This is a genomic window from Pseudomonas sp. Pseusp11 (genome assembly GCF_047304405.1).
Taxonomy (GTDB): domain Bacteria; phylum Pseudomonadota; class Gammaproteobacteria; order Pseudomonadales; family Pseudomonadaceae; genus Aquipseudomonas.
Map to the genome: position 1 here is coordinate 58,677 of NZ_JBGLZF010000019.1, position 21,062 is coordinate 79,738.

Sequence of the window (21,062 nt, forward strand, 5' to 3'; positions counted from 1 at the left end):
TCAGAGGCCGATAGCAGTCTTGGTGTAGGACTCTCGATCGATGTCGATGATTTCCACACATAGCTGGACCTCAACACCGACCGGCCATTCGCACACATCCTGCACCACCGCCAGCAGGCTGTCTGATAACTGCTTCTTGATCTGCGGCGAGCGACCGCTCAACAACGACAGTTTTACATGCATGAACGCCCGCTCGCCCGGTGCGGTACCCACCCTGAAAGTCTCGACCTTCACCGCACGGGTCTTGATGTCGAACTCTTCAAACTGCCCCGAAGCGACCAGCGCGTTATTGAGTCGCATCAATGCCACATCGGCATTCAGTTCGGGCAGGTTGGCGGTGTATTCCATGTGCAGGTGGGGCATGACGGGGTTCCTGAGGATTGGCAGAAAGGTCGTAGATATAACATAGAGCCGCCCTACTCACTGGACAGCGGAAGGATAGGACGCTCACTCATGAACGCCTCCAGACGCGAGCGCAGCCAGCGTTCGGCCGGATCGCTGTCGACATGGCTGAGCCAGACCATGGACAGGTCCAGGGTCGGCGTCTTGAACGGAAATGGCTCCTTGAACAGTTGGCCTGACGCGGCCATCGCCTCCGCCGTGTAATCCGGCAGGCTGGCGATCAAATCGGTGCCGGCGAGCAACGCTGGCAATGAGCTGTATTGCGGAACGGACAGCACTACGTGGCGCGTACGGCCGATCTCTGCCAGCCATTCATCGGCGTATCCACTGACATTGGCGGTGTGGGACACCAGCACGTGCGGCCGCGCGCAATATTCATCGAGGGTCAACGGAGTGTCCGATGCGTCTGCACGCAAAATACTGGGCTGGATATGTCGCAACAATTTGCGCTTGGCGTTGGCCGGCAAGCCACGGGTCTGGCTGATACCAACGGTGATATCGCCAGACGCCAGCAAGTCGGGAATGCGCCAGTAGTCGACATGCTGGACCACGAACACCACCTTCGGCGCTTCCTGGCGCAAAGAACGCAGCAGTGGCGGTAACAGACCGAACTCGACATCGTCCGACAGACCGATGCGAAACGTCATGGTGCTGCTGAGCGGATCGAAATCGTGGGTCAGGCTCAAGGCCACCGACAGCGAATCCAGTGCCGGCGACAGGTGCTGAATGATCTCCTCGGCCCGCGCTGTTGGCTCCATGCGATGGCCGACCCGAATGAACAGCGGATCGTTGAACATCGTCCGCAAGCGGTTCAGCGCCGCACTGATGGTCGGCTGACCGAGGAACAGCTTCTCCGCCACCCGTGTGACGTTGCGTTCGAGCATCAATGTCTCGAACACCACCATCAGGTTGATGTCGGCCTTGCGTAGTTCGTTGCGATTCATCCGTTGCACCCCGGTCCCCAAGACTGGCTGACAGTTTAGGGAGGTGTCGCGATCGGCGTCTATGCAGGTTGGCAAACGACCCGATCCATAAAAACCGAGGGCGCTCACAACTCAAGAGCGCCCGGCTAAAACGAAGCTGCCCTGGCTGAGCAGCTTCACCGCCTGGAACCTATATCTCCTTGACCGGTGTCTGCTCTTGAGTCCCTTTGATCAAACCGATGGCATGCACGCAATCAGACTTGTTGACGTAAGCCTCCCCACTGGCAATCGTTTCATGATTCCCCGCCCGCAAACGCCAGCGCCATTGGCCCTTGCCGGTCTGTGAGGTGCCACGGGTTTGCCTGTAAATCTCAAAGTACATTGATCGCTCCTTGCGATGGCTGATTACGACAGATCAGAGACCTGCGAAACCAGAGTAGATGAGGAATTTTTGCGGCAACGTCTTTCAATGTCAGGGGATATTTCGAAGGAAAAACCTTGATTGCCGAAACGATCAATGAATACAGGGGACGGTAATTAGAACGACTTGGTGGAGTTACTTTTCCTGTGGACGGACATATCTTTCTTACGCTGTTGTGCTGATTTTTTCGACACCAAAAACCCGGGGGAAAGCGGGACGAATGCCTAAATGGCCCGACGGAAAAAGTGGCGCAAACAAAAAAGCCCCGTAGATTTTCATCTACGGGGCTTTTCTATGTATGGCGGAGAGATAGGGATTCGAACCCTAGGTACCGGTGAAGGTACAACGGATTTCGAATCCGTCCCATTCGGCCACTCTGGCATCTCTCCAACGGCGCGCATCATAACAGCACAATCGCCGGAAGCGAACCCCCTTTAGCGATTTTTTTCCGTGCTATCAGATGCTTGCGTCGATTAAAGCGGTACGCCCAGACGGTTGGCGACTTCTTCGTAGGCTTCGATGACGTCACCGAGGCCCTGACGGAAGCGGTCCTTGTCCATTTTCTTCTTGGTGGCCTTGTCCCACAGACGGCAGCCGTCCGGGCTGAACTCGTCACCCAGAACGATGGAGCCATCGGAGAACACGCCAAATTCGAGTTTGAAGTCGACCAGCAGCAGGCCGGCGTCGTCGAACAGTTTGCTCAGTACTTCGTTGACCTTGAGCGACAGTTCTTTCATGCGAACCAGTTGCTCGGCGGTGCCCCAACCGAATGCCACGACGTGGGATTCGTTGATGAACGGGTCGCCCTTGGCGTCGTCCTTCAGGAACAGTTCGAAGGTGTAAGGGTTGAGCTTCATGCCCTCTTCAACGCCCAGGCGCTTGACCAGGCTGCCGGCGGCGTAGTTACGTACGACGCACTCGACCGGGATCATGTCGAGTTTTTTCACCAGGCATTCGTTGTCGCCCAGCAGTTTGTCGAATTGAGTCGGCACGCCGGCTGCTTCGAGTTTCTGCATGATGAAGGCGTTGAACTTGTTGTTCACCATGCCTTTGCGGTCGAGCTGCTCGATACGCTTGCCGTCGAACGCCGAGGTGTCGTTGCGAAACAGCAGGATCAAGCGGTCAGCGTCGTCGGTCTTGTAAACCGATTTGGCTTTGCCGCGGTAGAGTTCTTCACGTTTTTCCATGATGGGCTCCGCTTGCTAAGTAGGTGGGCTAGGCGATGTGTCGCCAGTCGAGCCCTGAATCTTGATCGGCCAGTTGCAGCCAGTCCGGGTCGCACCCGAGGGTGTCGACAAAACATTGCCGGGCCAGCTGCGGCAGGTTGTTCTTGCTGCTCAGATGGGCCAGGACCAGGTGTTGCAGGCCTTGCCAGCCCAACTCGGCCACCAGGAATGCCGCCTGATGGTTGTTCAAATGTCCCAATTCACCGCCCACCCGCTGCTTGAGAAAGTACGGGTAGTGACCGCGAGCCAGCATGTCACGGCAATGGTTGGCCTCGATCATTAACGCATCGAGGTCCCGATAGCCGTCCAGCACCTTGTTGCAGTATGAGCCCAGGTCGGTCAGCAGGCCGAAACGCCGCTGACCGTCGCTGAAGACATACTGCGTCGGCTCCTGTGCATCATGGGCCACGGCAATGACGCCGATGCTCAGAGGGCCGATTTGCAGTTGCTCGCCGCCAGCCAGAAAGCCCGCGGGTTCAATCGGTTTGCGCATCCCGCGCAGGGTCCCGCGACTGAGGTAGACAGGCAGATTGTATCGCCGAGACAGCAAACCCACGCCATGCACGTGATCGGCATGTTCGTGGGTCACAAGTATCGCGCTCAACTGCGCAGGGTTTACCCCAAGGCGCAGCAGGCGTTTTTCGGTTTCCCGCAAGGAGAAACCACAATCCACCAGCACATACGTGTCATCGCTGGCTACCAGCGTGCCGTTCCCTTGGCTACCGCTGCCGAGAACGGCAAAACGCATGTGATCAGCCCAGGTTGTCCTGAATCACGGTCAACACTTTGCGCGCCACGTCTGCTGGCGCCACGGTGTTGATGTTTTTCTCGACGGTAACTTGTACGTTCTCGCCGACCTTGCTCAGGCGAACCTGATAACGCTCGGCGCGGGCTTCAACTTCTTCCTTGTTCGGCTTGCTGCCGAACAGGCTGCCGAAGAAACCTGGCTGCTCATCCTTCTTCTCGGCCTTTTCGGCGAGGTTGATGTAGTACAGGCCCAGGCTGCGGTTGATGTCTTCAACACGCCATTCGCCCTGTTCCAGCGCACGACCGACGCTCGACCAGGCACGATCCAGGTCGGTACCGACGTTGAGCACCGGGTTGCCACTGCCATCCTCGGTCAGGCTGACACGGCTTGGCGTGTCGAAATCACGCGAGGCCAGCATGGAGACCGAACCGCCCTTCTCCGAAGTGCGGCTCATGCTCGCGAGCATGTCGTCGACCAATGCTGCGTCCAGGCCGGTGTTGACCGAACGATTGGTGAAATCGACGTTGGCGGTGCTGCCGGCAGGACGCTCGGCGCTGACCACGTAGACTTCACTGGTGTTGCGCTGCACACCTGGCTCGATACGCACCCGCACGCGGGTTTCGCTGTCGGCGCCGACACCGGCCGCGCTCAGGCGCTTGGCCATGGCTGCGGACAGTTCGTCGGAATGCTGCCAGGTGGTAGTGAACTCACCGGTTTGCGGGCGCTGTTCGTCCAGACGGAAACCGTTGTCCTGGAAGAACTGCACGGCCACTGGCCAGACTTCGGCCGGTGGGTTCTGAGCCATGATCCAACGCGAATCGCCGCTCTTCTGCAAGGAGTAGGCGCTGATATCAGCCGCCGCCGACAGCGGCTGCGGACGAGGCACGACATATTCGCCCTTGGCTGTATCGTCAGCCACATTGCGCGGGATCGGCAACAGTGGATCCAGACGCTTGGAGGTGCTGACGTTTGGTGGCAGTTGCATCGGTGCAGTCTGTTGCGCTTCCAGGTAATCGCTACCACGGTCACGGAAGTAACCTTCCGGGCCCCAGATCCATCCGCAGCCACTGGTGCTGGAGATAATCAAGGCAAGTGCGGAAAGTCCGGCCATTCGCTTCATGCGTAGTACTTCCTCAATTAAACCAGGACGCCGGACTGGCGCATGGCCTGCCGCAGCGGTTCGTGACAGGCAGCACTGAGCCAGGTGAGCGGCAGACGGATACCGTCCGGCATCAGGCCCATTTCATGCAGCGCCCATTTCACGGGGATAGGGTTGGATTCGATAAACAAGGTTTTATTGAGCGGCATCAGCTTTTCGTGGATCGCCCGGGCTTTGACGGCATCACCGGCCATCGCAGCGGCGCACAGCTCGCTCATGGCGCGCGGCGCAACGTTGGCGGTCACCGAAATGTTGCCCTTGCCACCGAGCAGCATCAGCTCGACCGCGGTCGCATCGTCACCGGAGTAGACCAGGAAGTCGCTGCTCACGCCGGCCAGGATGTCCTTGGCGCGCTGCAGGTCGCCCGTGGCTTCCTTGATGCCGATGATGTTCTTCACGGTCGACAGGCGGATTACCGTCTCGGCCTGCATGTCGCACGCTGTACGACCCGGCACATTGTAAAGAATCTGCGGGATATCGACCGCTTCGGCGATGGCGCGGAAGTGCAGGTACAGGCCTTCTTGCGTCGGCTTGTTGTAATAAGGGGTTACCAGCAGGCACGCGTCGGCGCCAGCGTTCTTCGCGTTGGTCGTTAGTTCGATCGCTTCACGCGTCGAATTGGCGCCCGTACCGGCGATCACCGGAATACGCCCTGCAACCTGGGCAACCACGCGACGAATCACTTCGATGTGCTCGTTCACGTCAAGCGTGGCCGACTCACCCGTAGTGCCGACCGCCACGATGGCGTTGGTGCCCTCTTGCAGGTGGAAGTCCACCAGTTTGCTCAGGCTGTCCCAGTCGAGACGACCCTGTGCATCCATGGGTGTGACCAGTGCCACCATACTGCCCGCAATCATGCAACCGCTCCTGCCGGAAAAAGAGAGCGGTAATGGTACTGGCGCCAAGATGCTTGTACAAGCGAAGTACTGCGCTGCCGCCATTCCCCTTGGCGCTGCTTTTCGCTACCCTTCAGACTTTGATCGGTACTGATAAGCTCGTACGCCGGGTTCCAGCCTCCATTTTCGGCATCACAAGCCCCGATCCAGCGTTGCCACCCCTCGCTCTTGCCATACTGGAGCACGTTGCAACCTTCGGCTGGGGGTTTGTGAATTCGCATCCGCAGGCTCGTCCCCGGTAAAAATGCCCATAAACAGTATCGACCGCTCATCGCTTTAGGAATGCTGCATGTCCACCCCCACAGTTCGCGAACAATTCCTTGTCATCAGTGCCCTCGGCGCCAACCCCATGGAGCTGACTAACGTCCTGTGCCGCGCCAGCCATGAAAACCGCTGCGCCGTGGTCACCTCTCGCCTGACGCGTCATGGCGAATGCAGCGCGCTGATCCTCGAGATCTCCGGCAGCTGGGACGCCCTGGCGCGCCTCGAAGGCAGCCTGCCAGTGCTGGCCAAACGGCACGCCTTCACCGTCAACGTGGTGCGCAGCGCAGCCCTGGAGAACCGTCCCCAGGCCTTGCCGTACGTCGCCTACGTCAGCTCGGCCTACCGCCCGGACATCATCAACGAGCTGTGCCAATTCTTCATGGACCACAACGTCGAGCTGGAGAATCTGACATGCGACACCTATCAGGCTCCGCAGACCGGCGGCACCATGCTCAACGCCACGTTCACCGTGACCTTGCCGGCCGGCACCCAGATCAGCTGGCTGCGTGACCAGTTCCTGGATTTCGCCGACGCCATGAACCTGGACGCACTGATTGAACCGTGGCGCCCACAAAACCCAATGTAAGGAAGCTTTCATGGCCGTAGCCATCGACCAACCGGTTGCCGACTTCGAAGCACCCGCCACCAGCGGGCAGACCGTCAGCCTCGCGGCCCTCAAAGGCAAGCAAGTGGTGATTTACTTCTACCCGAAGGACAGCACGCCGGGTTGCACCACCGAAGGCCAGGGTTTTCGCGACCAGTATGCGGCGTTCAAGGCGGCCAACACCGAGGTGTTCGGCCTATCTCGCGACAGCCTGAAGTCTCACGAAAACTTCAAGTGCAAGCAGGAGTTCCCCTTCGAGCTGATCAGCGACAAGGACGAAGCCATCTGTCAGCTGTTCGACGTGATCAAGCTTAAAAAGCTCTACGGCAAGGAATATATGGGGGTTGATCGCAGCACGTTCCTGATCGACAAGGATGGCGTGCTGCGTCAGGAATGGCGCGGCGTGAAGGTGCCGGGGCACGTGGATGCGGTTTTGTCGGCTGCTCAGGCGCTGAACAAGGCCTGATTTTTTGGGCGTCTATTCGGACGCCTTCGCGGGAAAGCCCGCTTCCACTGGGATGGTATGAACCCTGTGGGAGCGGGGCTTGCCCGCGAAGAGACCCTCAAGTCGACGATCAAAGCAGCGGCGACACCTCCGGCTCCTTGCGAGGCCAGGCATCCAGCACGGCTTTGAACAACGTCGCCAGGGGAATCGCAAAGAACACGCCCCAGAAGCCCCACAACCCGCCAAACAGCAGCACCGCGCAGATGATCGCTACCGGGTGCAGGTTGACCGCTTCCGAGAACAGCAGCGGCACCAGCACGTTACCGTCCAGCGTCTGAATAATCCCGTAGACCGCCATCAAATAGATGAACTGATCGCTCCAGCCCCATTGGAACAGTGCAATCAGCAGCACCGGCACGGTCACCACCACCGCCCCGACATAGGGCACCACTACCGACACACCCACCAACAACGCCAGCAGCGCCGCATAGTTGAGCCCCAGCGCCACGAAAGCGATGTAGGTCACGCCCCCACAAATGAAGATTTCGATGACCTTGCCACGAATGTAATTGGCAATCTGCCGGTTCATTTCCTGGGCGACCCGAGTGATCAGCGCTCGCTCCCGCGGCAGGTAACCGCGCACCCACTGGCCGATCATTTCCCGGTCCTTGAGGAAGAAGAACACCAGGATCGGAACCAGTACCAGGTAGATCATGATGTTCACCAGCAGCGGCAAGCTCGACAACGAGAACGTCAGCGCCCACTGGCCGAATTTACCGATCTCGCCCCGCGCCACTTCGATGGCCTGTAGTACTTGCTCGTCCGACACCAGATGCGGATAACGCTCGGGCAGCAGCAATAGCAGTGATTGCCACTTGGCGAGCATGCCGGGCAATTCGTTGAACAGCGTGATCAACTGATGCCAGAGCAGTGGCACCACGACGATGATGAATACCAGCAGCCCCCCCATGAACAACGCGAAGACCAGCCCCACCGCCGCGGCACCCGGCAGACGCAGGCGCTCGAGGATCACCACCAACCCCTGCATCAGATACGCCAGCACCATCCCGGCCAGCACTGGCGCAAGCATTCCACCCAGGGTGAGTACGGCGGTAAATGCCAGAAACAGCAGCACCGCCAGCACCACAGCCTCTTCATCCGAGAAGTAGCGCTGAATCCAGTCGCGTAACACTTTGAACATCAATAATCCTTAAGAACGAACACAGCAGGTTTCAGGCTTTTTTCAACCAATAGCGGTAAACGCCCGCTTCATCTTCTTCACGAAGCAGCGTATGACCGGCCAATCGGGCAAAGGTGCGAAAATCGCGCTGAGAGCCCGCATCCGTGGCAATCACCTTGAGCACCGCTCCGCTGGCCAGTCGGTTGAGTTCCATCTTGGCCTTGAGCAACGGCAGCGGACAATTCAGACCGCTGGCGTCCAGCTCGGCGTCGTGGGTTACAGCGTCAGTCATCGAATCACTCCGGGGCTGGGGGTTTAGCCGTCTAGAATATCTGGTCCCAAGCGTAGTGTCCGGCTACAGTAACGTCTTTGTCGACTAAGGCTTTGTGCATGACTTTTTTGCGCCCTACCCTGCTGACGCTCGCTTGCCTGCTCGCCTCACCGGGCTTCGCCGACGACTTGCCGTCACTCGGTGACGCCAGTTCTGCCATCGTCTCGCCGCAACAGGAATACCAACTGGGCCGTGCGTGGCTGGCGATGCTGCGCAGCCAGGTGTCGCAACTCAACGATCCGCAACTCAAGGATTACGTCGAGTCCAGCGTCTATCGGCTGGTGGAAACCAGCCAGGTCAATGACCGGCGCCTGGAGTTCATCCTGATCAACAGCCCACAGCTCAACGCTTTCGCCGCGCCGGGCGGGATCGTCGGCGTCAACGGCGGCTTGTTCCTCAACGCCCAGACCGAAGGCGAATATGCCTCGGTCCTGGCCCACGAACTGGCCCACTTGTCGCAGCGTCACTTCGCCCGTGGTGTCGAAGCCTCGCAACGCATGCAAGTGCCTATGATGGCTGCATTGCTGGCCGGGATCGTGATTGCCGCTGCCGGCGCAGGCGATGCCGGGATCGCAACCATTGCCGGCACCCAGGCGGCGGCGATGCAGGAACAACGACGGTTCTCGCGCCAGAACGAACAGGAAGCCGACCGTATCGGCATCATGAATCTGGAGAAGGCCGGTTACGATCCGCGCTCGATGCCGACCATGTTCGAACGGCTGATGCGCCAGTACCGCTACGATGCCAAGCCGCCGGAATTCCTGCTGACTCACCCGGTGACCGAATCGCGTATCGCCGACACCCGCAACCGTGCCGAACAGGCCAAACCGGGCGGTATCGAAGACAGCATGCGTTATCAGCTGATTCGTGCACGCGTGCAGCTGATCTATGAAGAAACCCCAGGCTTGGGTGCCAAGCGCTTCCGCGCCCAACTCGATGAAAACCCGAAAAACGACGTCGCGCGCTATGGCCTGGCAATCGCCCAGATCAAGGGCGGCCAGCTGAATGAAGCTCGCGAGAACCTCAAGCAGCTGCTGACCAAGTCGCCGAACGAGATCATCTACAACCTGGCGCAGGTCGATCTGGACATCACCAATAATCGTCTGCCCGATGCTCAGTCACGGGTTGACCGGATGCTGACTCAGTATCCGGGCAACTACCCACTGAATCAGGTGCGTGTCGATCTGCTGCTCAAGCAGAATCGAGCAGCCGATGCGGAAAAAGCGCTGGAGAACCTGCTCAAGACCCGCCCCGAAGATCCGGACGTCTGGTACCTGGTGGCCGAGACTCGCGGCCTGTCGGGCAACATCATCGGCCTGCATCAGGCTCGTGCAGAGTACTTCGCACTGATCGGCGATTATCGCCAGGCAATCCAGCAACTGGACTTCGCCAAGCGCAAGGCGGGCAGCAACTTCCCGCTGTCATCGCGGATAGACGCACGGCAACGCGAGCTGATGGAGCAGGAACGCATGGTCAAGGACATGATGGGCTGACTGCTTCGAGGTCAAAATTCAGGCACAAAAAAACCGCCTCTTTCGAGGCGGTTTTTTATTCAGCCAACAACCGGTTTATTCAGCCAGTTTGAAGGTAATGAAGCTGGCGCGACCCTGGCGCAGAACCCGCATCGACACCGAGCGGTTCTTCGGCAACGCCTTGGCAATCTCGGTGAACTCCTTCGTGGAGCCGATCGCCTGGTTATTCAGGTGAGTGATCACATCACCAGGCTGCAAGCCGATCAGGGCAGCAGGACCGTCCTGCACGTCCTTGATTACCACACCACCTTTAAGGTCGTAGGCTTTCTTCTGCTCATCAGTCAATTCGGCCACGGAAACACCCAGGCGATTGCTGCTGCGCTCTGCGCCAGATTTAGGCTGGGCGTCCAGCTCTTTGCCTTCTTCAGGGATAGCGCCGACGGTCAGCTCGACATTCTTGCGTTTGCCTTCGCGGATCACCTCAAGATTGGCTTTCGAGCCGGCTTTCAGCGCACCCACCAAGTGCGGCAGATCGGCGGACATGACGATCGGTTGACCGTTCATGCTCAGGATCACGTCGCCCACTTGCAGGCCACCCTTGGCTGCCGGACCATCATCCTGGATCTGAGCCACCAACGCACCGGCCGGTTTCTCAAGACCGAACGACTCGGCCAGATCCTTGCTCACTTCCTGGATCACCACACCCAACCAGCCACGACTGACTTTACCGCCGCTTTTCAATTGATTGGATACGTCCATCGCCACATCGATAGGGATCGCGAACGACACGCCCATGAAGCCGCCGGAGCGGGTGTAGATCTGCGAGTTGATGCCGACCACTTCACCGGCCAGGTTGAACAGCGGACCACCGGAGTTACCCGGGTTGATCGGCACGTCGGTCTGGATGAACGGAACATAGTTTTCGTTCGGCAGGCTGCGACCGATGGCACTGACGATGCCTTGGGTCACAGTGTGATCAAAGCCGAACGGCGAGCCGATGGCCACGACCCACTGACCGGCTTTCAGATCCTGCGATTTGCCGAGCTTCAGAACCGGCAGGTTCTTGCCTTCGATTTTCAGCAAGGCGACGTCGGAACGCGGATCGGTACCGATCAACTTGGCTTTCAACTCACTGCGATCGGCGAGGCGCACGAGAATCTCGTCGGCATCGGCGATCACATGGTTGTTTGTCAGGATGTAGCCGTCAGGCGAAATGATGAAACCTGACCCCAGGGACTGCGCTTCACGCTGGCGATCGCCACGAGGTGAGCGTGGCTGCTGCGGCATACCACGCTCAAAGAACTCGCGCAGCATCGGCGGCAAGCCTTCAAGGTCCGGCATTTGCTCGCTGGACACTTTGCGTTCCGGCAACTTCTGGGTAGTACTGATATTCACCACCGCGGGCGAGGCCTGCTCGACCAGTTGCGTGAAGTCAGGCAAGTCGGCCGCTTGCGCAGTGACCGCCTGACCGAGCACCAGCACGGTGGCAAAAATGGAGAGATAAGACTTCAAGCGTGGTATCGACATACGGCTCCCGTTACGACGAGCATGGTTAAGCGATATGGAGCAAGGAACACCGGAAAAGATACGCCGGTATTTTTGTTCCGGGAACAACAAACAAGGCCAGAGCCGAGGGGCTCTGACCTATAAAAAATTTTCGGGATATTTGCAAATGAAAATGCTCGGCAAAACATTTCGAGGCCTCAACGACGGGGCAGCATTGCGACCTTGCGCACCATCCGGCCCCGATTGATGAGCATGGCTGATCAGCTCACTGCTTGCTGGTAGCCGCGGCATCGTTGCGCATGGACAGCGCAATCCGTTCGGCGGTGCCAATCGGTATTTCACCGACCACGGTCACCATTATTTCGCCTTGCGGAGTGGTCAAGCGACGGGACACAGCGACTGTTGGCCCCAGCTGAGTACGGGTGTCGGTGACTGTTGCCCCATTCAATGGCTCAAGGAACACCGAGAATCGGGCCAGACCGTCGTCGAACATCAGACTGCTGACCTGGACTTTGGTATCCGGATCCTTGTGAGAGGTACTGCTGGTCAGTTCGAAACCTGGCGGCAACCAGTCCGAATGCCAGACCTGCGCAGTCTTGACGGCGGACGCCTTGTCACTGTCCAGGTTAATGGGCTTGCACTCGGAACCTGCCTGCAAATCGCTGTCGGAAGGCACCTCGGCAGTATCCAGCCGGGTGAACTGGAACCGTTCCAGCAGTTGCCCTTTGTCATTGAGCAACAATGACTTCAACGGCAAGCCGGTTTCCTTGTCCAGATGCAGCTCAAAACCATAGCGGTGCTGATCGCGAGGCGTCAACGAGACGATCACCGCCGAACGCCCGGCCACACGCGACTTGCCGATGACGGCAAGGTCGTACCAATTCTTTAGCTTTTGTGGATCGAGTGCACGAGCGGCGGAGTTGGGTGAGTCCCCCAGCCCTGCTATCAGGGTGCCGCTGACGCATTGAGTATGCCCATCAATGCGCACGACTTCCTGCGCCGAACCGTCGAGCTGAAGTAAACGCTCTTGGACTTTGCCATCCTGGACGCGATGCCAGATGTTATGGGTAGAAAAACTACCGTTACGCTCGTAGACGAAAGTACCGTGAAAGCTCTGCGTTTGCTCCGCCTGTCCCAGACGCTTCAGCCAGTCCTGGGCTTCATCGGCGTGGGCTGGAACAATAAACCAGCCACTGAGCAGAAGCGTAAGTAGAGGTATGGCGCGCATGATCCTCCTTAACGGTTTTCCAAGCTTGCTGCACGAGCGTAAGGCAGAGCGCTCTCAGTACCTTTCAGTGCAGCCTGTTGAGCATGTTGGCGCAAGTAACCTGGCAGACGCTGATCGTGCCAGCCTGGCTGACCTTGCAATACGCCGTTGGCCATTGGGCCAGTGGCGTCCGAACTCTCATTGTAGCCTGCCAATACAGCGGGGCCCTTGACCTGAGGAGTGGTCAGACCTGGCTGATTCGAATGCTGAGCCAGTTCGACACCTGCGATCTCGTCCTGGTTGTACAGACGTACACCTGCCAGCACGGCAATGGTCACCGAAGCAGCGACTGCCAGACGACCCAGGCTGCGCCATGGACCACGAGAGGCTTTTGCCGGTACGGCTTCGTCAGCCAGCGCAGCAGAGACTGCCGCGGCGATGTCCAGACGAGGAAGCAGCAGGTCCTTGTGCATGACCGCTCGAGCGATCTGGTAACGAGCCCAGGTATCGCGGGTTTCAACATCGTCAAAGGCATTCAATACCCGACGTAATTCCAGTTCGTCCGCTTCGTTATCCATCACTGCGGACAGCGATTCCTGCAGGGCTTCACGACTCATGGCGTTCCTCTCTTGGCTGTCGCCGCTGTCTCAGTTTTCCTGCAACAACGGCTGCAGGGCTTTATCGATGGCCTCCCGGGCGCGGAAAATCCGGGAGCGCACGGTACCCACCGGACACTGCATGACACTGGCAATGTCCTCGTAACTCAGACCATCGAATTCACGTAAAGTTAAAGCCGTACGCAAATCTTCTGGCAGTTGCTGAATGGTTCGATGGACGGTGCCTTCGATCTCATCCCGCAGCAATGCACGTTCTGGCGACTCGAGATCCTTGAGGCCATGATCGCCATCGTAGAACTCTGCATCCTCGGAACTGACATCGCTATCCGGCGGCCGACGGCCGCGTGAAACCAGATAGTTTTTCGCCGTGTTGATGGCGATACGGTAAAGCCACGTATAAAACGCGCTGTCTCCGCGAAAATTACCAAGTGCACGGTATGCCTTGATAAAGGCTTCCTGTGCGACATCCTGGGCTTCATGGGTGTCGTGCACGAAACGCACGATCAACCCGAGAATTTTGTGCTGGTATTTCAGCACTAGCAGATCGAAAGCTCGCTTGTCGCCGCGTTGAACGCGCTCGACCAGCTGCTGATCCTCTTCCTGGGTTAGCATGAACACTCCTCGATAAGCTCGAAGGAGGCTTGCATTACTGAACGACCAGACTTGCAAACATAGACTCGGGCTTTTCGCAAAAGTTCTCCCCCTTCAAGCAAGTTTCCTGCGGGCTCTGATTTGGCACGCACGAAAAACGCAGCGCGGGAAACCCAGGCTGCGCGAATAATCTTGTCATCGGATTCGTCAGCAAGGACCTAACCGCAAGTCCCGCACCGAAACCGACACTGTTCCTTGTTTCAGGCAACCTTCTATTGATCTTGAGCCTTTGGCAAAAGTTCCATATTTATAGCCGCCTGACACCGACATTGTGCAACCGTGAAGCGAAAAAGACTGTTAAATCCACGATACAGTCGCCTTGTCGCCAAAGCATGCAAAAAAACTTCCGACGAAGCGTCCAGTCTTTTCCGTCACAGTAGTTTCACAATGCCATGTGGGCTCGACTATTGTGCCGCTCCCCCCCTCTATATACTAGAGGGCTGTGCGGTTGTCTGACCTCGCCTGTCCAGATGTCCAGCGCCACCCCGACCCGGGTCGCTTTGAGCGGAATCCTGAAATGAGCCAACAGTTTCAACACGATGTTCTGGTAATTGGCAGCGGCGCTGCCGGCTTGAGTCTTGCGCTGACCTTGCCCGGTCATTTGCGTATCGCCGTATTGAGCAAAGGCGACCTCGCCAATGGCTCGACCTTCTGGGCCCAGGGCGGTGTCGCCGCCGTTCTGGATGACACCGATACTGTCGAGTCCCACGTCGACGATACCCTCAACGCCGGGGGTGGCCTGTGCCATAAAGACGCCGTGCGCTTTACCGTCGAGCACAGCAGAGAAGCGATTCAATGGCTGATCGACCAAGGCGTACCCTTTACCCGCGACGAACAGTCCGGCACCGAAGACGGCGGTTTCGAGTTTCACCTGACCCGCGAAGGCGGTCACAGCCATCGACGCATCATCCACGCCGCCGATGCGACGGGCGCGGCGATCTTCAGAACCCTGCTCGACCAAGCCATACAGCGACCCAACATCGAACTGCTGGAGCAGCGGGTCGCGATCGATCTGATCACCGAAAAGCGCCTGGGCCTTGAAGGCGACCGCTGCCTTGGCGCCTATGTCCTCAACCGCAGCACTGGTGAAGTCGACACTTACGGCGCGCGCTTCGTGATCCTTGCATCGGGCGGCGCGGCGAAGGTCTACCTCTATACCAGCAACCCTGATGGCGCCTGCGGTGATGGCATCGCCATGGCCTGGCGTTCCGGCTGCCGGGTGGCGAACCTGGAGTTCAACCAGTTCCACCCGACCTGCCTTTATCACCCGCAAGCCAAGAGCTTCCTGATCACCGAAGCCCTGCGCGGCGAAGGCGGACACCTGAAGCTGCCCAACGGCGAACGCTTCATGCAGCGCTTCGATCCACGGGCCGAACTGGCACCACGGGACATCGTCGCCCGCGCCATCGACCATGAGATGAAGCGCCTGGGTATCGACTGCGTTTACCTGGACATCAGCCACAAGCCCGAAGACTTCATCAAGACGCACTTCCCGACGGTCTATGAACGCTGCCTGGAATTCTCCATCGACATCACTAAACAACCGATTCCGGTGGTGCCGGCGGCGCACTACACCTGCGGCGGCGTGATGGTCGATCAGCGGGGCCGCACCGACGTGCCGGGCCTGTATGCGATTGGTGAAACCAGCTTCACCGGCCTGCATGGCGCCAACCGCATGGCCAGCAACTCGCTGCTGGAATGTTTCGTTTATGCCCGTTCGGCGGCGGCGGACATTCTTGAGCAGTTGCCAGAAGTGTCGGTTCCGACCGCCCTGCCCGTCTGGGATGCCAGCCAGGTCACCGACTCCGACGAAGACGTGATCATCGCGCACAACTGGGACGAACTGCGGCGATTCATGTGGGACTACGTGGGCATCGTACGCACCAACAAGCGCCTGCAACGAGCCCAGCACCGAGTGCAGTTGTTGCTGGATGAAATCGACGAGTTCTATAGCAACTATAAAGTGAGCCGAGACCTGATCGAGCTGAGGAACCTGGCTCAGGTAGCCGACCTGATGATCCGGTCGGCCATGGAGCGCAAGGAAAGCCGCGGCCTGCATTACACCCTCGACTACCCGAATCTGCTGCCGGTCGCCCTGGACACTATTCTGGTGCCGCCCACCTACGCCGACTGAACTTGAGCCGAACCCGCAGGCGTCGGTGCACATCCGCCGCCTGCGAATCCCGCGGCACGCATATCGCCCTGATACGTCGCTCGCCCCGCAGACGAAAGCGCAGCACCACAACCAACGGCAGCGCCAGGCTGTCCGGCCGTAGCTGTACGGGTTGCCAACCTTGCGCCTGGCTCCACAACTGCCAGCCATCGGCATCGCGACGCAAGCCGCGAAAGGCCTGTGGGTGTGTCAGCAGAATCTGTCGCGGCAATGCCCACATGCTGTGAGCCACGCACAACGCTACGCCGAACAGGTTGGCCCAGAGCGGTATCGAGAGAAGAAACAGCGAACCCAACGCGAACAGCTGGGCGAGAAGATAAGCCGCCAGCAACTGCCGTGAGGCATGCCAGCGGCATTCGAACGCGTTACTTGGGCTGGACACGATCCAGGATCATGCGAACCATGCGCTGCAGCTCCGGATCTTCCGATTCGGCGCGTTCCATGAACCAGCCGAACATGTCCTGATCCTCACACTCCAGCAGGCGGACATACAGCGCGCGATCTACCTCGTTCAGATTCGCGTAAACCTCTTTCACGAACGGCACCAGAAGCACGTCAAGTTCCAGCATGCCGCGACGGCTGTGCCAAAAGAGGCGGTTCAGTTCAACGTTATCGACCATGGAGCGCTCCTCAAATAGGCCGCAAGTATACAGCCCCGAGGCGAGCCGAACAGTCGGCTTTGGTCGGCACTGACGATCCTTTGTGAACTACCCATTTCAAGGGCGTCCCCTTATGATGTCCCTCAGACTCTTTACCCTGCGATGACCCATGGCCGATTCTGCTTTTTTCTGCACACTGTCTCACGAAGGCGTTCTCGCGGTACGCGGCTCGGATGCCAGCAAATTCCTGCAAGGCCAATTGACTTGCAACCTCAATTACCTGAGCGACACACAGGCCAGCCTTGGTGCGCGCTGCACGCAGAAAGGCCGGATGCAATCGAGCTTCCGCATTCTGCTGGAAGGCGACGGTGTGCTCATGGCGATGGCCAGCGAACTGCTGGAGCCGCAACTGGCGGACCTGAAAAAGTACGCAGTGTTCTCCAAATCGAAACTGACCGACGAAAGTGCCGGCTGGGTTCGTTTTGGCCTTGAGCATGGCGATGCGGCACTGGCCAGCCTGGGCCTGGCGCTACCGGTCGACACCGACAGCGTTGTGCGTAATGACGGCCTGATCGCCCTTCGCGTCTCGCCTGAGCGCGCTGAACTCTGGGTGAACGCCGATCAAGCCGACACCATCAAGGGCAAGCTGTCCGCCCTGCTGGCCGAAGGCGAACTGAATCAATGGCTGCTGGGCCAGATCCGCGCAGGGATCGGCCAGGTCATGCCGAGCACCCGCGAGCTGTTCATCCCGCAGATGCTCAATCTGCAAGCCGTCGGCGGCGTGAGCTTCAAAAAGGGTTGCTACACCGGTCAGGAAATCGTTGCGCGCATGCAATACCTGGGCAAACTCAAGCGTCGCCTGTATCGCTTGCAACTGGAAGGTAGTGAACTGCCTGAACCCGGCACACCACTGTTCTCCCCGACTCACGGCAGTTCGATTGGTGAAGTGGTGATCGCGGCTCGCACCGAGCAAAACATTGAACTCCTGGCCGTGCTGCAAGCCGAAGCTGCAGAAGATGGCAACCTGCACCTTGGCGCACTCGAAGGTCCGGGCCTGCATCTGCTCGACCTGCCTTACCAACTGGATCGTGATCGCGAAATCCAGCGTTAACAGCAGCACTTGTCGCAATACCCTAGAGAAAAGAAATGAGTGAGCTGGCGGATAAGGTCCAACAGGATTTGGTTGAGGCCATCGATAATGATGACCTGGTTCTGCCAACATTACCGGAAGTGGCCCTGCAGATTCGCAAGGCCGCCGAAGACCCGGAAATCAGTGTCAGCACCCTGAGCAAAGTGATCGGCCGCGATACCGCGCTGTCGGCGCGCCTGATCAAAGTGGTCAATAGCCCGTTGCTGCGCGCGACCCAGGAAGTGACTGACTTGCACACGGCCATCACCCGGCTGGGCGTCAATTACAGCAGCAACCTGGCCATCGGCCTGGTGATGGAACAGATTTTCAATGCCCGTTCCGAAGTGGTGGAACAGAAAATGCGCGAGGTCTGGCGCAAAAGCCTGGAAATCGCCGGCGTCAGCTATGCGTTGTGCCGCAGCTACACACAACTCAAGCCTGATCAAGCGGCGCTCGGCGGGCTGGTGCATCAGATTGGCGTGCTGCCGATCCTGACCTACGCCGAAGATCACTATGAATTGCTGTCAGACCCGGTCAGCCTCAACCATGTGATCGAACGCATCCATCCGCTGCTCGGCGATAAATTGCTCAGGGTCTGGGATTTTCCGGAAATGCTGGTGCAATTGCCGGGGCTGTATCTGGATTTCAAGCGGCAATCGGCGCGGGTCGACTATGTCGATCTGGTGCAAGTGGCCAGCCTGTATTGCCACAAGGACACCGATCATCCCCTGGCCCGTATCGACCCGTTCAGTGTGCCAGCCTTCAAGAAGCTGGGAATCGATCCGGAGAACGAGGCGATGTGCAAGGATCTGGAAGAGTCGCGGTCGATGTTTTACTGATTTCTGTGGCGAGGGGGCTTGCCCCCGTTGGACTGCGCAGCAGTCCCTTCTTGGGGCCGCTTCGCAGCCCAACGGGAGCAAGCTCCCTCGCCACAACAAGCCTCTCTCCACAGGTGTGAGTGTGTTCACTCCCCCGCAATAAAACTCACCCGCACTTTCAGTCCCGCCAACTCGCCATCGTGCAGGCTGATCTGCGCCAGGTGGGCGCGGCAGATCTCGCCGACAATCGCCAGCCCCAATCCCGATCCCGCCACCTGCTGGTTACGCCGGTAAAAACGCTCGAACACCCGCTCCCGCTCCTCAAGGGGAATTCCCGGACCATCGTCCTCGACCTCCAGCACCGCCGGCGCCGTGACCCGCAGAATCACATTGCCGCCCGGTGGCGTGTGGGCCAGTGCGTTGTCCACCAGATTGCTCAACAGCTCGTTCAGCAGCGTCGGCTCACCACGCATCCACACCGGCTCGTCAGCCTCCAACGCCAGTGCCACGCCACGTGCATGGGCCAGCGGCGCCATGGCCATGCCCAGTTCACGGGCCAACTGACTGAGGTCGAGCAACTGCGCACCGCCCTCGGCGATGGCCCGGGCGCCGTTCTCGACCCGTGCCAGCGAGAGCAATTGATTGGCCAGATGAGTCAGGCGATCCGTACCCTGGGCGGCGGTTTCCAGGGTGCTGCGCCAGGTTTCGGGCTCATTTGAGCGCAAGCCCAGTTCGAGTCGTGCCTTGAGCGCCGCCAACGGTGTGCGCAGTTCATGGGCGGCATCGGCGATGAATTGCGCCTGGCGCTCGAACTGCCCACGCAACCGCTCGGTAAAGTGATTAAGCGCGCGCACCAGCGGCCCCAGTTCGTGCTGCACTTCCACCAGCGGCAAGGGCCGCAAGTCGTCGGGCTGACGCTCTTCCACCGCGTTGCGCAAGCGCTCCAGCGGACGCAGCGCCGCACTGACCGCAAACCACACCAGCAACAACGCACCGATCGCCAGCATGCCCAACCGCAACAACGTGTCGGCCATCAGGCTGCGCGCCATGCGGACCCGCGCCTCATCGGTTTCCGCCACGCGGATCTCCGCCATGCCGTTCATGTTCGGTTCGCTGACCGCTTTGAGCAGGCTGACCACCCGCACGTTCTGCCCTTGGTAAGTGGCGTTGTAGAACCGCGCCAGCGCCGGATAATCATCGGTGCGCGGCGTTCCCGGCGGCGGTGCCGGCAGGTTTTCGTAGCCCGAAATCAGCTTCTGATTGATGTCGTTGACCAGGTAAAAAATCCGCCCGGCGCTGTCGTAGGCGAATGTGTCGAGGGCCACGTAGGGCACGTTGGCGCTGAGGCTGCCGTCGCGCTGGGACAGGCCGGCGGCGATGGTCCGCGCCGAGGCCAGCAAGGTCCGGTCATACGCGGTGTCGGCGGCTTCGCGACCGTTCCAGTACGCACTCAAACCACTGGCGATCATCAACACCACCAGCAGCAGCGCGAGGTTCCACAGCAACCGCCAACGCAGGCTGCTGAGCTTATGCATCGCGGCTTTCCAGCAAATAGCCAAGGCCACGGAAGGTCACGATGGCCACCGGTTGGCCGTCGAGTTTTTTGCGCAAGCGGTGGACGTAGATCTCGATGGCATCGGGACTGGCCTCCTCGTCCAGGCCGAAGACCTGAGCCGCCAATTGCTCCTTGCTCATCACCCGGCCGGGACGGGCGATCAGTGCTTCGAGCACTGCCTGCTCGCGGGAGGTCAGGGTCAGCAATTCTTCGCCGAGGGTGAAGCGCCGGGTGTCCAGATCATAGGCCAGCACGCCACAGCGCTGCTGGCGTTCACCGCCGAGCACACTGCGGCGCAGCAAGGCTTTGACCCGGGCTTCGAGTTCGGTCAGTTCGAAAGGTTTGGCCAGGTAATCGTCAGCCCCCAGGTTCAGGCCATGGACCCGGTCCTTGACGTCGCTGCGGGCGGTCAGCATCAGCACCGGCAGGTTCTTGCCCCGGGCCCGCAAGCGCGCCAGCACTTCGAAACCGTCCATGCGCGGCAGGCCGACATCGAGGATCGCCATGGCGTATTCCTCGCTGCTCAAGGCCAGGTCGGCCGCCACGCCGTCATGCAGCACATCCACGGTCAGCCCGGTGCTTTTGAGCGCCTGGGCGACACTTTCGGCAAGCTGCAGATGGTCTTCGACGAGCAGAACACGCATGGATCTTTACCTCATTCAGGGATGGTCGACGCCATTCTTTGGCGCGGAGTTTACAGCCGCATCCGTCGCTGTGAAGCCCGAAAACCGTGAAA

At 59.3% G+C, this 21,062-nt stretch carries 23 protein-coding genes and 1 tRNA gene; 6 read left to right on the plus strand and 18 right to left on the minus strand.

The features are described 5' to 3' along the window. The 8 genes from ACCC96_RS17125 to dapA all read right to left on the minus strand — a co-directional run bounded on the left by ACCC96_RS17125 (position 1) and on the right by dapA (position 5,736). Positions 1–363, minus strand: a complete 363-nt coding sequence (locus ACCC96_RS17125; RefSeq protein WP_413696388.1) for a 5-carboxymethyl-2-hydroxymuconate Delta-isomerase — start codon at positions 361–363, stop codon at positions 1–3. Positions 364–416: 53 nt separating this feature from the next. Continuing rightward, positions 417–1,346 (minus strand): LysR substrate-binding domain-containing protein, encoded by a 930-nt coding sequence (locus ACCC96_RS17130; protein WP_019647991.1) that lies wholly within the window; start codon positions 1,344–1,346, stop codon positions 417–419. A 169-nt stretch (positions 1,347–1,515) separates the two neighbouring features. Further along, a complete protein-coding gene (locus ACCC96_RS17135) occupies positions 1,516–1,707 on the minus strand; it encodes a YegP family protein (protein WP_007941456.1) in 192 nt (63 codons plus the stop codon). A 338-nt stretch (positions 1,708–2,045) separates the two neighbouring features. Continuing rightward, positions 2,046–2,135 (minus strand) — tRNA-Ser (locus ACCC96_RS17140). A gap of 84 nt (positions 2,136–2,219) precedes the next feature. Then, complete coding sequence (purC, locus tag ACCC96_RS17145) at positions 2,220–2,933, minus strand: phosphoribosylaminoimidazolesuccinocarboxamide synthase (RefSeq protein WP_018926775.1); 714 nt, start codon at positions 2,931–2,933, stop codon at positions 2,220–2,222. A 28-nt stretch (positions 2,934–2,961) separates the two neighbouring features. After that, the gene (locus ACCC96_RS17150) at positions 2,962–3,720 is read right to left on the minus strand and encodes an MBL fold metallo-hydrolase (protein ID WP_019580834.1); all 759 of its coding nucleotides are present in this window, start codon (positions 3,718–3,720) and stop codon (positions 2,962–2,964) included. A 4-nt stretch (positions 3,721–3,724) separates the two neighbouring features. Beyond that, positions 3,725–4,840, minus strand: coding sequence for an outer membrane protein assembly factor BamC (gene bamC, locus ACCC96_RS17155; protein WP_018926776.1), 1,116 nt, complete (start codon positions 4,838–4,840; stop codon positions 3,725–3,727). A 17-nt stretch (positions 4,841–4,857) separates the two neighbouring features. Further along, positions 4,858–5,736 carry a 4-hydroxy-tetrahydrodipicolinate synthase gene (dapA, locus tag ACCC96_RS17160; protein ID WP_007941448.1) on the minus strand — a complete coding sequence of 293 codons (879 nt, stop codon included), beginning with the start codon at positions 5,734–5,736 and terminating at the stop codon, positions 4,858–4,860. Between the two features lie 328 nt (positions 5,737–6,064). Here dapA and ACCC96_RS17165 point away from each other — a divergent pair, with 328 nt between their 5' ends. Together ACCC96_RS17165 and ACCC96_RS17170 are read left to right on the plus strand one after the other, a co-directional pair. Then, positions 6,065–6,625, plus strand: a complete 561-nt coding sequence (locus ACCC96_RS17165; protein ID WP_007898662.1) for a glycine cleavage system protein R — start codon at positions 6,065–6,067, stop codon at positions 6,623–6,625. 10 nt (positions 6,626–6,635) lie between these two features. Beyond that, positions 6,636–7,109 carry a peroxiredoxin gene (locus ACCC96_RS17170; RefSeq protein WP_019647987.1) on the plus strand — a complete coding sequence of 158 codons (474 nt, stop codon included), beginning with the start codon at positions 6,636–6,638 and terminating at the stop codon, positions 7,107–7,109. A gap of 109 nt (positions 7,110–7,218) precedes the next feature. Here the strand turns inward: ACCC96_RS17170 and ACCC96_RS17175 are convergent, their stop codons facing one another. Beyond that, positions 7,219–8,289 carry an AI-2E family transporter gene (locus tag ACCC96_RS17175; RefSeq protein WP_019647986.1) on the minus strand — a complete coding sequence of 357 codons (1,071 nt, stop codon included), beginning with the start codon at positions 8,287–8,289 and terminating at the stop codon, positions 7,219–7,221. Between the two features lie 31 nt (positions 8,290–8,320). Beyond that, positions 8,321–8,560: a sulfurtransferase TusA family protein gene (locus ACCC96_RS17180; protein ID WP_007941445.1), complete on the minus strand. Its 240-nt coding sequence runs from the start codon at positions 8,558–8,560 to the stop codon at positions 8,321–8,323. Between the two features lie 98 nt (positions 8,561–8,658). On the opposite strand from ACCC96_RS17180, the gene ACCC96_RS17185 reads away from it, so the two are divergent. Further along, positions 8,659–10,092: a M48 family metalloprotease gene (locus tag ACCC96_RS17185; RefSeq protein ID WP_018926780.1), complete on the plus strand. Its 1,434-nt coding sequence runs from the start codon at positions 8,659–8,661 to the stop codon at positions 10,090–10,092. Positions 10,093–10,167: 75 nt separating this feature from the next. Here the strand turns inward: ACCC96_RS17185 and ACCC96_RS17190 are convergent, their stop codons facing one another. From ACCC96_RS17190 to rpoE, 4 genes are all read right to left on the minus strand, one after another. Continuing rightward, positions 10,168–11,598 carry a DegQ family serine endoprotease gene (locus ACCC96_RS17190; protein ID WP_019647985.1) on the minus strand — a complete coding sequence of 477 codons (1,431 nt, stop codon included), beginning with the start codon at positions 11,596–11,598 and terminating at the stop codon, positions 10,168–10,170. A gap of 244 nt (positions 11,599–11,842) precedes the next feature. Then, positions 11,843–12,805, minus strand: a complete 963-nt coding sequence (locus ACCC96_RS17195) for a MucB/RseB C-terminal domain-containing protein (RefSeq protein ID WP_007941442.1) — start codon at positions 12,803–12,805, stop codon at positions 11,843–11,845. Positions 12,806–12,813: 8 nt separating this feature from the next. Further along, complete coding sequence (locus ACCC96_RS17200) at positions 12,814–13,401, minus strand: sigma-E factor negative regulatory protein (RefSeq protein WP_019580842.1); 588 nt, start codon at positions 13,399–13,401, stop codon at positions 12,814–12,816. A 30-nt stretch (positions 13,402–13,431) separates the two neighbouring features. Next, positions 13,432–14,013 (minus strand): RNA polymerase sigma factor RpoE, encoded by a 582-nt coding sequence (rpoE, locus tag ACCC96_RS17205; RefSeq protein WP_003172477.1) that lies wholly within the window; start codon positions 14,011–14,013, stop codon positions 13,432–13,434. A 556-nt stretch (positions 14,014–14,569) separates the two neighbouring features. On the opposite strand from rpoE, the gene nadB reads away from it, so the two are divergent. Beyond that, positions 14,570–16,186, plus strand: a complete 1,617-nt coding sequence (gene nadB / locus ACCC96_RS17210) for an L-aspartate oxidase (RefSeq protein ID WP_258670800.1) — start codon at positions 14,570–14,572, stop codon at positions 16,184–16,186. On the opposite strand, the gene ACCC96_RS17215 is transcribed toward nadB, so the two are convergent. Together ACCC96_RS17215 and ACCC96_RS17220 are read right to left on the minus strand one after the other, a co-directional pair. Then, complete coding sequence (locus ACCC96_RS17215; protein WP_258670802.1) at positions 16,155–16,607, minus strand: protein YgfX; 453 nt, start codon at positions 16,605–16,607, stop codon at positions 16,155–16,157. The genes nadB and ACCC96_RS17215 overlap by 32 nt on opposite strands. Continuing rightward, positions 16,591–16,845: a succinate dehydrogenase assembly factor 2 gene (locus tag ACCC96_RS17220; protein ID WP_007941436.1), complete on the minus strand. Its 255-nt coding sequence runs from the start codon at positions 16,843–16,845 to the stop codon at positions 16,591–16,593. The genes ACCC96_RS17215 and ACCC96_RS17220 overlap by 17 nt, the downstream gene beginning before the upstream one ends. 148 nt (positions 16,846–16,993) lie before the next feature. Here ACCC96_RS17220 and ACCC96_RS17225 point away from each other — a divergent pair, with 148 nt between their 5' ends. Together ACCC96_RS17225 and ACCC96_RS17230 are read left to right on the plus strand one after the other, a co-directional pair. Beyond that, a complete protein-coding gene (locus tag ACCC96_RS17225; protein ID WP_018926786.1) occupies positions 16,994–17,935 on the plus strand; it encodes a YgfZ/GcvT domain-containing protein in 942 nt (313 codons plus the stop codon). A gap of 35 nt (positions 17,936–17,970) precedes the next feature. Continuing rightward, positions 17,971–18,792 (plus strand): HDOD domain-containing protein, encoded by an 822-nt coding sequence (locus ACCC96_RS17230; protein ID WP_018926787.1) that lies wholly within the window; start codon positions 17,971–17,973, stop codon positions 18,790–18,792. 125 nt (positions 18,793–18,917) lie between these two features. On the opposite strand, the gene ACCC96_RS17235 is transcribed toward ACCC96_RS17230, so the two are convergent. Together ACCC96_RS17235 and ACCC96_RS17240 are read right to left on the minus strand one after the other, a co-directional pair. After that, positions 18,918–20,306 (minus strand): sensor histidine kinase, encoded by a 1,389-nt coding sequence (locus tag ACCC96_RS17235; protein ID WP_413696389.1) that lies wholly within the window; start codon positions 20,304–20,306, stop codon positions 18,918–18,920. Beyond that, entirely contained in the window at positions 20,299–20,970 is a 672-nt protein-coding gene (locus ACCC96_RS17240) for a response regulator (RefSeq protein WP_007941432.1), read from the minus strand. Before ACCC96_RS17240 ends, ACCC96_RS17235 begins: the two co-directional genes overlap by 8 nt. Positions 20,971–21,062 lie beyond the last annotated feature (92 nt).

Excerpts from the sequence above, each read along its gene's own strand:
- ACCC96_RS17125 (WP_413696388.1), bottom strand. The coding sequence starts at position 363 with ATGCCCCACCTGCACATGGAATACACCGCCAACCTGCCCGAACTGAAT.
- ACCC96_RS17130 (WP_019647991.1), bottom strand. The coding sequence starts at position 1,346 with ATGAATCGCAACGAACTACGCAAGGCCGACATCAACCTGATGGTGGTG.
- ACCC96_RS17135 (WP_007941456.1), bottom strand. The coding sequence starts at position 1,707 with ATGTACTTTGAGATTTACAGGCAAACCCGTGGCACCTCACAGACCGGC.
- purC (WP_018926775.1), bottom strand. The coding sequence starts at position 2,933 with ATGGAAAAACGTGAAGAACTCTACCGCGGCAAAGCCAAATCGGTTTAC.
- ACCC96_RS17150 (WP_019580834.1), bottom strand. The coding sequence starts at position 3,720 with ATGCGTTTTGCCGTTCTCGGCAGCGGTAGCCAAGGGAACGGCACGCTG.
- bamC (WP_018926776.1), bottom strand. The coding sequence starts at position 4,840 with ATGAAGCGAATGGCCGGACTTTCCGCACTTGCCTTGATTATCTCCAGC.
- dapA (WP_007941448.1), bottom strand. The coding sequence starts at position 5,736 with ATGATTGCGGGCAGTATGGTGGCACTGGTCACACCCATGGATGCACAG.
- ACCC96_RS17165 (WP_007898662.1), top strand. The coding sequence starts at position 6,065 with ATGTCCACCCCCACAGTTCGCGAACAATTCCTTGTCATCAGTGCCCTC.
- ACCC96_RS17170 (WP_019647987.1), top strand. The coding sequence starts at position 6,636 with ATGGCCGTAGCCATCGACCAACCGGTTGCCGACTTCGAAGCACCCGCC.
- ACCC96_RS17175 (WP_019647986.1), bottom strand. The coding sequence starts at position 8,289 with ATGTTCAAAGTGTTACGCGACTGGATTCAGCGCTACTTCTCGGATGAA.
- ACCC96_RS17180 (WP_007941445.1), bottom strand. The coding sequence starts at position 8,560 with ATGACTGACGCTGTAACCCACGACGCCGAGCTGGACGCCAGCGGTCTG.
- ACCC96_RS17185 (WP_018926780.1), top strand. The coding sequence starts at position 8,659 with ATGACTTTTTTGCGCCCTACCCTGCTGACGCTCGCTTGCCTGCTCGCC.
- ACCC96_RS17190 (WP_019647985.1), bottom strand. The coding sequence starts at position 11,598 with ATGTCGATACCACGCTTGAAGTCTTATCTCTCCATTTTTGCCACCGTG.
- ACCC96_RS17195 (WP_007941442.1), bottom strand. The coding sequence starts at position 12,805 with ATGCGCGCCATACCTCTACTTACGCTTCTGCTCAGTGGCTGGTTTATT.
- ACCC96_RS17200 (WP_019580842.1), bottom strand. The coding sequence starts at position 13,401 with ATGAGTCGTGAAGCCCTGCAGGAATCGCTGTCCGCAGTGATGGATAAC.
- rpoE (WP_003172477.1), bottom strand. The coding sequence starts at position 14,013 with ATGCTAACCCAGGAAGAGGATCAGCAGCTGGTCGAGCGCGTTCAACGC.
- nadB (WP_258670800.1), top strand. The coding sequence starts at position 14,570 with ATGAGCCAACAGTTTCAACACGATGTTCTGGTAATTGGCAGCGGCGCT.
- ACCC96_RS17220 (WP_007941436.1), bottom strand. The coding sequence starts at position 16,845 with ATGGTCGATAACGTTGAACTGAACCGCCTCTTTTGGCACAGCCGTCGC.
- ACCC96_RS17225 (WP_018926786.1), top strand. The coding sequence starts at position 16,994 with ATGGCCGATTCTGCTTTTTTCTGCACACTGTCTCACGAAGGCGTTCTC.
- ACCC96_RS17230 (WP_018926787.1), top strand. The coding sequence starts at position 17,971 with ATGAGTGAGCTGGCGGATAAGGTCCAACAGGATTTGGTTGAGGCCATC.
- ACCC96_RS17235 (WP_413696389.1), bottom strand. The coding sequence starts at position 20,306 with ATGCATAAGCTCAGCAGCCTGCGTTGGCGGTTGCTGTGGAACCTCGCG.
- ACCC96_RS17240 (WP_007941432.1), bottom strand. The coding sequence starts at position 20,970 with ATGCGTGTTCTGCTCGTCGAAGACCATCTGCAGCTTGCCGAAAGTGTC.